The sequence below is a fragment of the Gordonia sp. GN26 genome, from assembly GCF_054823965.1.
In genome coordinates this window covers 1-11160 of record NZ_JSYC01000180.1, presented here as the reverse complement: position 1 = coordinate 11160, position 11160 = coordinate 1, and the positions used below count along the sequence as shown (strand labels likewise).

Sequence of the window (11160 nt, the reverse complement as noted above, 5' to 3'; positions counted from 1 at the left end):
CGCAAGCTCCTCGCCTACTCAACCAGCAGCAGGACGGGGCATCGCAGCTCCTCGCGTACTCTCAGCAGCAATTACAGTGCGCGGTGCCGGATGTCGATCGGCAGGCCGTCGGCAGGGGTGGGTCCGGTGCCGTAGGTGAGTTCGGGCTTGTAGCCGGCCGGGACGGTCCACTCGAAACGCTGCAGCATCTGGTGCAGGATCGACTTCACTTCCATGCCACCGAAGTACAGGCCGATGCACTTGTGTGCGCCGCCGCCGAACGGGGCCCAGGCGAAGCGGTGGATCTTGTCCTCGCGGCGCTCGGCCGAGAAACGTTCGGGGTCGAAGTGGGTGGGGTTCGGCCACCATTCCTTGCGCAGCATGGTCGCCCACGGGTGGATAGCCAGCAGAGTGCCCTTCGGGATGTAGTGGCCGCAGATCTCGGTGTCCTCGATGGCCATACGGAACAGCATGCCGACAGGAGCGTTGAGGCGCAGGGTCTCCTTGAAGGCGAGTTCCATGCTGGGGAGCTTGTCGACGTCGTCGTAGTCGATGGTCGGCTTGTTCAGTGCGAGCGACTCTTTCCGCAGACGCTGCTGCCACTCCGGATGGCGGCCGAGAAAGTAGGTCAACATCGACAACGCGATGGTGGACGTGTCGTGCGCGGCCATCATCACGAAGATCATGTGGTTGACGATGTCCTCGTCGCTGAAGCTCTCCCCCTCTTCGCTCTCGCTGTTGCAGAGGACGGTGAACAGGTCGTCGGCGTCGCTGCCGCGTCGGAGCGGGATCTCGGAGCGGAAGTACTCCTGGAGAACCTCACGCCCGCGGAGACCCTGTGCCCAGGTCCAGTTGCCGACGTCTTTGCGGACCATGGCCTGACCACCGCGAACCGCAGCCTCGAATGCCTTCTCGAGGCGGTGTGCCTCGGCTTCGCTCACGTGCGCACCCATGAAGACCTCGGTGGCGAGCGAGAGCGTCAGGTCCTTGGTGTTGGAGTACATGTGGAAGCCCTTGCCCACCTGCCAGTTGGCGAGGGTCTTCTCGATGTGCGGGGTCATGATGTCGAGGTAGCCGTTCAGGCGGGGCCGACTGAAGGCCTGCTGCATGATGCGGCGGTGCTGCATGTGCTCGTCGAAGTCCATCAGCATGACGCCACGGCGGAAGAACGGTCCGATCATCGGCTCCCAGCCGAGTTCGCTGGAGAACGCCTTCTTGCGGTTCATCCAGACGGCCTCGATGGCGTCGGGACCGACGAGGGTCACCATGTTCATGCCGAGGGCACCCGACCAGGACACCTGGCCGTACCGCTCGAAGCGGTCCATCGCCGACTGCAGCGGGTCCGCGAGGGCTTGGAGGGTGTTGCCCAGGTACGGAAGACCGGGATCGCCCATGACCGGCTTGAGGCCGGAACCCGCGGGTGGCTCGGCCAGCGGACGCTCTTTGCTCGGGTACATGCTGCTCACCTTGCCGAGCGCGGTTTGCATCTGCTTCTTCCGACTAGCCATGTCCTTGCCACTCCCCGTTGATCCGATGTGCCTTAGGTCACTATGCACCATTGGAACGGAATTTGACAGATGTTTCAAGAGGCGAGTCGTCGTCGGTCTCTCAACTCCCCCGGTTGGTCGCGGTTTCGACGGCGCACTTCGAGACCAGACGCGGTGCAAGCACGCCGAGGGAGACGATCACGACCAGTCCCCAGATCAGGTACGACGACCCGACGATGTGCTGCCACCAGGCCCACAACAGCTCGGCGTCGTAGCGCTGCGGAACGTGCTGATGCGGGGCGTAGGCGAAGATGACCAGTCCGGTGCCCACCAGCCACCACCAGATCTTCGACGTCCCGGGGCGTGCGGCCAGCGCGATCAGCACCAGGAGCAGCGGCACGATCCACACCCAGCTGTGGTCCCAGGCGACCGGAGAGCAGAACAGCCAGGCGAAGGCAACGGTCATCACGGCGGCGACCTCGATCGTCTCGTCGCGCCCGTTCTCAGACGCCTCCGACGCGGACAGCAAACGCCACGCCGACCACGCGATGAGCAACCCGACGACGAGGGCCACGCCGAACCAGACGAGTTCGGATTCGATGCCGAGGCGTGCCACCTCGCCCTTGACCGACTGATTGTTGGCGAACTGCGGACTACCGATGCGCTCGGTGTCGAACAGGGTGGACGTCCAGTAGGTGACGGAGTCGTCTGCCGCCAGGAGATATCCGATGCCGGCATAGGCGACGGCCGACACCGCGCCGACGACGAGCGCACGCCAGTCGCGTCGAAGGAAGAACAGCAGCAGGAAGACCGCTGGGGTGAGTTTGATCGAGATGGCCAGACCGACCAGCAAACCCCGCCACCAGCGTCCGCGACCGAGCAGGGCGTCGACGATGACGAGGGTCATCAGGACGATGTTGATCTGGCCGAAGTTCAGGGTGTCGCGGACCGGTTCGAGCCATAGGCCGACGGTGGTCGCGGCGGTCGCGAGCCACCAGAGGTCCGACGACGGGCGTTCGGTCAGGTGAGCCATCACGATCCGGCAGACCAGCAGCAGACAGGCGATGGTCGCCGCGGTGAAGAGCGCTTGTCCCAGGCCAAGCGGGACGACCGTGAAGACGGAGAACAGGGCCGCAGCGAGTGGTGGATAAGTGAACGGCAGATAGGAGCCGCCACCGAGCGTCGGGAGGATGCCGTAGAGGTCGCCGCCGTCGAGGAAGACGCGGCCGCCCATGCGGTAGACGTCGAAATCGATGCGATAGGGCGCCGGCGGATGATTCGGGAGGACGAAGATCGCGACCGCCGCACTGAGGAGGAAGACGACGAGCGTCAGCCTTCGTGCCCAGGCCGAACGGAGATAGCGATCGATCACCGACCGGGGAATGTCCACAACTGTCACGAGCCCTCTCTTCCGAGCGGGATCGTATCGCGGCGGACGGGAGCGTCAGCGGGGGCGGCGGTGACCCCGCTGAGGGCTCATGTGCAGGGAACTCAGGCCGCGCCGGATTCCTCGGCGGCGGTTTCGGACGTGGCCTCGTCGGGATAGCCGTCGAGCATGATCGTGGCGACCGCGCCTAGCGCCTCCTCCCACGCCGCCGTCATCGCCGGCGTCCACGACTCGCCGCCGATCTCGCTCATGGCGGCGATCATGCATTCGGCGACCGCGTTGTACATCGGTCGGGTGACGCCGAGGCTCGCGTGACGCTTGCCGAGGGCGTGCAGATTGGTGGTCAGCCACTCCGCGTCCTCGAGGTGATCGAGGACCGAGACCACCGCGGTGCGCAGCATCTCGGCCTGAACGCGGGTGTCTCGCTGGAACATCGGCTTCACGGCGGGATAGCGCTCGAAGAGGATGTCGTAGAACCGGACGGTGAGACCGGAATCGGGTAGGTCGACGAGGGTCAGGCTTTCTTCCAATAGTTGTTTGTCCATGCGAAGACTCTCCGGCCGCGGCGTTGCGTGCGGAATGTCGTGCCGCAAGGGCTGGGTAACGGTGATCTCACACGGGCTGTGCGAGCGTGTGAGAAGTAGGGATATAGCTCGAAACCGCGGTGAGCGCGGTTTCGAGCTATAAAACGGATCAGGCGCCGACGTACTCCGCCAGATGCTGCCCGGTCAGCGTCGACCGATCGGCGACGATGTCCGCCGGCGTTCCCTCGAAGACGATCCGACCGCCGTCGTGGCCGGCGCCCGGGCCCAGGTCGATGATCCAGTCCGCGTGCGCCATGACCGCCTGGTGATGCTCGATGACGATCACCGACTTACCCGAGTCGACGAGTCGGTCGAGCAGTCCGAGGAGTTGTTCGACGTCGGCGAGGTGCAGGCCGGTCGTGGGCTCGTCGAGGATGTAGACGTCACCCTTCTCCCCCATGTGCGTCGCCAGCTTCAGACGCTGGCGTTCGCCACCGGACAGGGTCGTGAGCGGCTGACCGACCTTGATGTAGCCGAGGCCGACGTCGACCATGCGATGCAGGATCTTGTGCGCGGCAGGTAGTTTCGCGTCGCCGTCGGAGAAAAAGGCCTCGGCCTGCGCCACCGACATCTCGAGGACCTCGCTGATGTTGCGCCCACCGAGGGTGTACTCGAGCACCTCCGCCTGGAAACGCTTGCCCTCGCACACCTCGCATGGGGCCGCAACCCCGGCCATCATCGCGAGGTCGGAGTACACAACGCCGGCACCGTTGCAGTTCGGGCAGGCGCCCTCCGAGTTGGCACTGAACAGAGCGGGCTTGACCCCGTTGGCCTTGGCGAAGGCCTTGCGGATCGGTTCGAGTAGTCCGGTGTAGGTGGCCGGGTTCGAGCGTCGGGAACCCTTGATCGCGGTCTGATCGATCGAGACCACGCCCTCGGCGTTGGCAACCGACGAGTTGATCAACGAGGACTTGCCGGAACCGGCGACACCGGTGAGTACAACCAGGACGCCGAGCGGGATGTCGACGTCGACGTTCTGCAGGTTGTGCATGTCTGCGCCGCGGACCTCGAGAGCGCCGCTGGGCGTGCGGACCTCGGCCTTGACCGACGCGCGGTCGTCGAGGTGACGTCCGGTGAGAGTATCGGCGGAACGCAGTTCCTCGACCGTGCCCTCGAAGACGATCTCACCGCCGTCGGTGCCGGCTCGCGGACCGAGATCGACGACGCGGTCGGCGATGGCGATGACCTCGGGCTTGTGTTCGACGACCAGCACCGTGTTGCCCTTGTCCCGCAGGGCGCGGAGGAGGTCGTTCATCCGCTGAATGTCGTGGGGGTGGAGACCGATCGACGGCTCGTCGAACACGTAGGTGACGTCGGTGAGCGACGATCCGAGGTGTCGGATCAGCTTCGTGCGCTGGGCTTCACCGCCGGACAAGGTGCCGGCCGGGCGGTCGAGGGACAGATAGCCGAGACCGATGTCGACGAAGGCGTCGAGATGTTCGCGGAGCGACTTGATCAGCGGCGCGGCCGACGGCTCGTCGAGTTCGGCGACCCACTGGGCCAGATCGCTGATCTGCATCGAGCAGGCGTCGGCGATCGAGATGCCGTTGATCTTCGACGACCGCGCCTCGGCGGTGAGTCGGGTGCCCTCGCAGTCAGGGCAGGAGTGGAAGGTGATGGCGCGGTCGACGAAGGCGCGGATGTGCGGCTGCATCGCCTCGCGGTCCTTGCTCAGCATCGACTTCTGGATCTTGGGGATCAGACCCTCGAAGGTGACGTTGATGCCATCGACCTTGATCCGTGTCGGCTCCTTGTAGAGCAGGTCGTTGAGTTGCTTCTTGGTGTACTTGGCGATCGGCTTGTCGGGGTCGAAGAACCCGCAGCCGCGGTAGATCCGCCCGTACCAGCCGTCCATGGTGTAGCCGGGGATCGTCAACGCGCCCTCGTTGAGCGACTTGGACGCATCGTAGAGCGCGGTGAGGTCGAAGTCGGAGACCTCGCCGCGCCCCTCACACCGCGGACACATGCCGCCGGTGATCGAGAAGCTGCGGCGCTCCTTGATCTTCTGGCCGCCCTTCTCGACCGTGACCGCACCCGCACCACTGATCGACGCCACGTTGAACGAGAACGCCTGCGGCGAACCGATATGGGGTTTACCCAAGCGACTGAACAGGATTCGTAGCATAGCGTTCGCGTCGGTGGCGGTGCCGACCGTCGACCGCACGTTGGCGCCCATACGTTCCTGATCGACGATGATCGCCGTCGTGAGACCTTCGAGGACGTCGACATCGGGCCGGGCCATGGACGGCATGAAGCCCTGCACGAATGCGCTGTAGGTCTCGTTGATGAGGCGCTGGGATTCGGCGGCGATCGTGCTGAAGACCAGCGAGCTCTTGCCGGAACCCGACACTCCGGTGAACACCGTGAGCCGACGTTTGGGCAGCTCGACGTCGACGTTCTTGAGGTTGTTCTCGCGGGCCCCGTGCACCCGGATGCGGTCGTGGGTGTCGGCGGGATGGGTGTCGTACTCGGCGACCGGGGCGGATCGGGGCGTCGACTTCGTGCGCGAACCAGGGCTCATCGTGTCTCCATCACGGCGGCGCGTCTCGGAGCGCAGCCATCGTCGTGTGCGGGCAGGATTTCTGTGGTCGAACTGGTCTGACTCGATCCAACCAGGAGAGTCATCGGTGATTCGGCAACTTCCCCGTCGAGCGCTTCGGGTGGCGGCAATCGACCGGCGCCGCACACCTTTCAGGCCGCCTGGTCGATACGGATCAGGTTGCCTGAAGGGTCGCGCACCGCGGCGTCGCGGACACCGTAGGGCTGGTCCATCGGCTCCTGGACGATGTCGACGCCGCTGGCCTGGAGCTTCTCGAACAGGCCGTCGAGGTCCTGGGTGGCCAGGGTGAGCGCGCCGTAGCTGCCCTTTGCGATCAGCTCGAGGATGGTCTGGCGTTCGGCGTCGGTGATGCCCGGTTCGGCGGCCGGCGGGTACAGCACGATCGACGTACCCGGCTGATTCGGCGGGCCGACCGTCAGCCACCGCATGCCCTCGTAGCCGACGTCCTTGCGGACCTCGAACCCGAGGATGTCGCGGTAGAAGCCGAGGGCCGCTTCGCCATCGGTGTGCGGGAGGAATGCGTACTGGATGCTGATGTTCATGGATGTCAGGCTAGGCATCCTCACCCCCGCTGTGCTTCTCGATTCCTGATCGGTCTGGTGATGTTCTTGGCCATGCACGCCGGGATCCCGTCGGTGGCGTCGGCGGACTGCTCGCGATAGACGGTTGGTGGCACCCCGACCAGTTCGGTGAATCGTGTGCTGAACGTGCCGAGCGACTGGCAGCCGACCTCGAAGCACACCTCGGTGACGCTGAGGTCGCCTCTGCGCAACAGAGTCATCGCCCGCTCGATGCGGCGGGTCATCAGGTACGAGTACGGCGACTCGCCATAAGTCTGGCGGAACTTCCGGCTCAGATGGCCGGCCGACATGTTGACGCCCCGCGCGAGAGCTTCGACGTCGAGCGGGTGCGCGTACTCACGGTCGATCCGGTCACGGACCTGGCGGAGCAGGGTCAGGTCACGCAGACGCTGATCGGAATCAGAACGGGCCACGGGGTTGATCGTAGGCTTCGGATTCGGGGTGTGGGTCAGCCGCGGAGAAGTGCGGCCATGTCCGCGCTGAGCACTGTCAGCCGGTCGGCGGCGCGGTCGTGCGGGACCTCGCCGTCCGCACAACCGAGGACGACCTCCAGGTAGCACTTCAGCTTCGGTTCGGTTCCCGACGGCCGCACGATGACCCGGTCGTCGGCGGCCGTGCGCAGCACGAGTGCGTCGGTGGGCGGAAGGTCGGCGGAACCTGCGGCGAGATCGAGGACCTCGACGACCTCGGAACCGGCGAGTGCGTCGACCTCGGTGGTGCGCAACCGGTCCATCATCTGGCCGATCTCGGCGACATCGTCGACGCGGATCGTCAGTGGCGCCGTGGCGTGGAGGCCGTGGCGTCGTGCGAGGTCGTCGAGCAGATCGGCGAGTGTGCGGCCATCGGTTGCGAGTTCTTCGACGAGGCTGATGACGCGGACCATCGCGGAGATTCCGTCCTTGTCTCGCACGGCATCCGGGTCGGTGCAGTACCCGATGGCCTCCTCGTACCCGAACCGTAGATCCGGTGTCCGGGCAATCCATTTGAAGCCGGTGAGGGTCGCGGCGAATCGCAGACCGTGGTGGGCGGCGATCTTGCCCAGAAGTCGGCTCGACACGATCGAGCAGGCGAGCGTGTCGCCGCTGCGGTCGGCGTCCCGGGCAGCCTGTTCACCCAGCAGCCAGCCGATCTCGTCGCCGCTGAGCTGTCGCCAGCCGTCGCGGGCCGGGGTGGCGACCGAGCAGCGGTCGGCGTCGGGATCCAGGGCGATCACCACATGTGCGTCGACGTCGCGGGCCAGATCGAGCGCGCGGTCGAGGGCGCCGGGTTCCTCCGGGTTCGGGAAGGCGACGGTCGGGAAATCCGGGTCGGGAGAGAACTGTTCGTCGACGACGTGGACGTCGGTGACACCCGCGGCGCCCAGGACGGCTAGCGCCGTCGCACCGCCCACCCCGTGCATCGGGGTCAGGACGACACGCACCGGGCTGGGTTCGGAACCGGGACGAAGTGCGCCGGCTCGGGCGATGTAGGCGTCGAGAGCCGAATCGTCGAGGGCGACAACAGAGGCAGCGTCGCGGGCGATCTGGTCGGCCGGCGGTGCGGCGGCGATGAAGGCCGCAATCTGTTCGTCGGCGGGCGGGACGATCTGGACGCCGCGCCCGGCGGCGTCGGTGGCGCGGCCACCGAGATACACCTTGTACCCGTTGTCGGCGGGCGGATTGTGCGACGCGGTGATCATCACCCCTGCGTCGCAGTCGAGCGCGCGGGTCGCGTAGGCGGTCACCGGAGTCGGGAGCTGACGCGGAAGTGTCATGACGGTGAGACCCTGTGCGGCAAGGACTTCGGCGGTGGCCTCGAGGAAGGCATCGGAACCGTACCGGGCATCGCAGCCGACGACGACGCGCGCGTCGGGTCCGACGGTGTCGATGAGGTGGCGGCCGAGGCCGTACGTGGCGCGGGTGACGACCGCGACGTTCATGCGGGTCTCCCCTGCCCCGACCTCGCCGCGCAGTCCTGCGGTACCGAAGGTCAGTGGGCCGCGGAATCGGGAGTCGAGGTCGGCGGCGGCCGCAGCATCTCCGGCTTCGGCCCCCTCGATGAGGCGGGTGAGTTCGGCGCGGGTCGCCGGATCCGGGTCGTGGTCTCGCCAGGTACGCGCGGTCTCGATCACCCGCGCGACGCTATCAGTCAGCGAATGCGACGGTGACATTCGACGCGGTCGCCGAGAGGCACCTTGGCCCCCCGCTGGATCTGGGTGTCCATCCCGATGAGAGTGATCTTCTCGGTGGGCACCGGCCGGGTTCGGGGATGGCCACCGATCGTTGCCCGCGGCCCCACCCGGACACGTTCATCGAGGATCGACCAGGCGACGGTCGCGCCGGCGCCGATGACGGTGTCACCGAAGATGACCGAGTCGACGACGGTGGCCCCCTTCTCGACGACGACGCCCGGTCCGAGGACGCTGCGTCGAACGGTTCCGCGCACGTGGGCGCCGCTGCTGACGAGGCTGTCCTCGACGACGGCCCCGGCTTCGATACGGGCTGCGGCGCGTTGCGGCTGATTCGTCAGGACCGGTCGCTCGGCGCGGAAGACGTCGATCTTGCCGTCGATCAGGTCTCGGTGGGCTTGCAGGTAGGTCTCCGGGCGCCCGGCGTCGATCCAGTATCCCTGCATCGCGTGTGCGACAGTCTTTCCGCGGTCGATGAACCAGGGCACGAGGTGTTCCCCGAAGTCGCCAAGGCCCGTGTCGTCCTCGGCCGCACCGACCGTCGTCTCGCTCGCCAGGTTTTCGAGTCCTTCGATGAGCACCTGCGGGTTGTAGATGAAGATCTCGGTGGCGATCGTGCGAGTGGTCGCCCGGTCGGGTTTGTAGCGGAACTCGCGGACGGTGCCGTCGCGACGCGAGGTGACCGTGGCGTGCTGGGACGCCTCCTCCAGCGAACAGGTCGTGGTGACGATGGTGCATTCGGCGCCGCGGTTGCGGTGAGTGTCGAGCGCGTCCCGGAAGTCGAAGTCGTAGACGTGGTCGGCGCTCATGACGATCACCTCGGCCGGACCGTGTTCGGCGATGCGGTCGCGGATCCGGTAGAGCAGGTCGGCGTTGCCGGTGGCGAAGCCGTCCTCGGTCTCCGGTGCGTCGGTCTGCTCTGGCATCACGATGCGCAGCCCGCCGCTGGTGCGGTCGAGGTCCCAGGGGCGCCCACCGGCGACCAGTTGGGTCAACGTCTCCGCCTCGTATTGGACACAGAGCCAGACGTCATCGACGTGACTGTGGTGCAGGTTCGACAGCGGGAAGTCGATGAGCTGATAGTTCCCCGCGAACGGCAACGCCGGTTTGGCCCGCCGATCGGTCAGCACCTCCATCCGGGAACCACGCCCACCGGCCTGCACGATCGCGAGAACATCAGAGTGCCGCATCAGCCCAGTGTGCCCGAGAACGTGACCCGTACCGGGATGATTGATCCGCGACGAGAAGGGAGAACCCGGTGGAACGGACCGATTGCCTGGTGGTCGGCGGCGGGATCGTGGGCCTGGCCGTGGCCCGTGCGCTGGCGTCGACCGGGCGTGAGGTCATCGTCCTCGAGGCCGCCGACGCGGTCGGTACGCAGACCACGTCGCGGAGTTCGGAGGTCATCCACGCCGGTATCTACTATCCCGAAGGCAGCTTGAAGGCTCGGTTGTGCGTGCAAGGACGCGAACTCCTCACCCGATACTGCGACGAGCACGGCGTTTCGTGGCGTCGTCCCGGAAAGCTGATCGTGGCCACCGACGACGCCCAGACCGACCGGCTCGATGTTTTGCTCCGGCACGGGCACGCGAATGGTGTCGACGACCTGCGACGGATCGACAGCGTTGAACTCCATGAGTTGGAACCGGACGTGCACGGCGTGGCGGCGCTGCTGTCACCGTCGACCGGGATCGTCGACGTCGACGGGGTGGTCCGGGCGCTGCGACGCGACCTCGAGTCCTCTGGTGGCGCAGTGGCGTTGCGCAGCAAGGTGATCGGCGGGTGCGTCGACGGCGGTGGAATCACCGTCGACACCGCTGAGGGCGGATCGGCGTCGGCGCGAGTGCTCGTGAACTGCGCCGGATTGGGTGCGTGGGACGTTGCCCGCTCCCTGGACGGGTTCGACGGTCCGATCCCGCCACGACACTTGGCGAAGGGCAACTACTTCGGATTGTCCGGTGCCCGAGCACCATTCGATCACCTGGTCTACCCGGTACCTGTCGATGGCGGTCTGGGCGTGCACTTCACCATGGACCTTGCCGGCGCGGCACGGTTCGGGCCCGACGTGGAGTGGTTGGACAGCGGGTCCGACGGCGGGGAGCTCGACTACTCGGTCGACGAGACACGCCTGACCGACTTCGAGACCTCGATCCGCCGCTACTGGCCCGGATTACCCTCGGGGACACTGACTCCCGCGTACGCGGGCATCCGGCCCAAGACCAGCGGACCAGGCGAGGCGGGCGCCGACTTCGTCATCCACGGGCCGGCCACCCACGGCGTCGCCGGGCTGGTCAACCTGTTCGGCATCGAATCGCCGGGGATCACCTCGTGTCTGGTGATCGGTGAGTACGTGGTCGGGTTGATGGGTGAATAGCGCGGGTAGAGAGCTGGTTTCGATACGGCTCGTCGCTAGCG

The 11160-nt window shown here is 66.4% G+C and carries 9 protein-coding genes; 1 reads left to right on the top strand and 8 read right to left on the bottom strand.

The window, feature by feature from the left end:
* Positions 1-71 precede the first annotated feature (71 nt).
* The 8 genes from OK17_RS22830 to OK17_RS22795 all read right to left on the bottom strand — a co-directional run bounded on the left by OK17_RS22830 (position 72) and on the right by OK17_RS22795 (position 9935).
* Complete coding sequence (locus OK17_RS22830; protein ID WP_461418863.1) at positions 72-1487, bottom strand: cytochrome P450; 1416 nt, start codon at positions 1485-1487, stop codon at positions 72-74.
* Between the two features lie 100 nt (positions 1488-1587).
* Positions 1588-2865, bottom strand: a complete 1278-nt coding sequence (locus OK17_RS22825; protein ID WP_461418862.1) for a glycosyltransferase 87 family protein — start codon at positions 2863-2865, stop codon at positions 1588-1590.
* Between the two features lie 92 nt (positions 2866-2957).
* On the bottom strand, positions 2958-3398 hold the full coding sequence (locus tag OK17_RS22820) for a globin domain-containing protein (protein WP_248660244.1): 441 nt from the start codon (positions 3396-3398) through the stop codon (positions 2958-2960).
* Between the two features lie 148 nt (positions 3399-3546).
* On the bottom strand, positions 3547-5958 hold the full coding sequence (locus tag OK17_RS22815; protein ID WP_461418861.1) for an ATP-binding cassette domain-containing protein: 2412 nt from the start codon (positions 5956-5958) through the stop codon (positions 3547-3549).
* Between the two features lie 170 nt (positions 5959-6128).
* Positions 6129-6539, bottom strand: coding sequence for a VOC family protein (locus OK17_RS22810; protein WP_461418860.1), 411 nt, complete (start codon positions 6537-6539; stop codon positions 6129-6131).
* 20 nt (positions 6540-6559) lie between these two features.
* Positions 6560-6991, bottom strand: coding sequence for a helix-turn-helix transcriptional regulator (locus tag OK17_RS22805; RefSeq protein ID WP_461418859.1), 432 nt, complete (start codon positions 6989-6991; stop codon positions 6560-6562).
* A 35-nt stretch (positions 6992-7026) separates the two neighbouring features.
* Positions 7027-8727, bottom strand: a complete 1701-nt coding sequence (locus OK17_RS22800; protein ID WP_461418858.1) for a phospho-sugar mutase — start codon at positions 8725-8727, stop codon at positions 7027-7029.
* On the bottom strand, positions 8706-9935 hold the full coding sequence (locus OK17_RS22795; RefSeq protein WP_040534834.1) for a glucose-1-phosphate adenylyltransferase family protein: 1230 nt from the start codon (positions 9933-9935) through the stop codon (positions 8706-8708). The genes OK17_RS22800 and OK17_RS22795 overlap by 22 nt, the downstream gene beginning before the upstream one ends.
* Before the next feature lie 68 nt (positions 9936-10003).
* On the opposite strand from OK17_RS22795, the gene OK17_RS22790 reads away from it, so the two are divergent.
* Entirely contained in the window at positions 10004-11119 is a 1116-nt protein-coding gene (locus OK17_RS22790; RefSeq protein ID WP_461418857.1) for an NAD(P)/FAD-dependent oxidoreductase, read from the top strand.
* Positions 11120-11160: the final 41 nt, after the last annotated feature.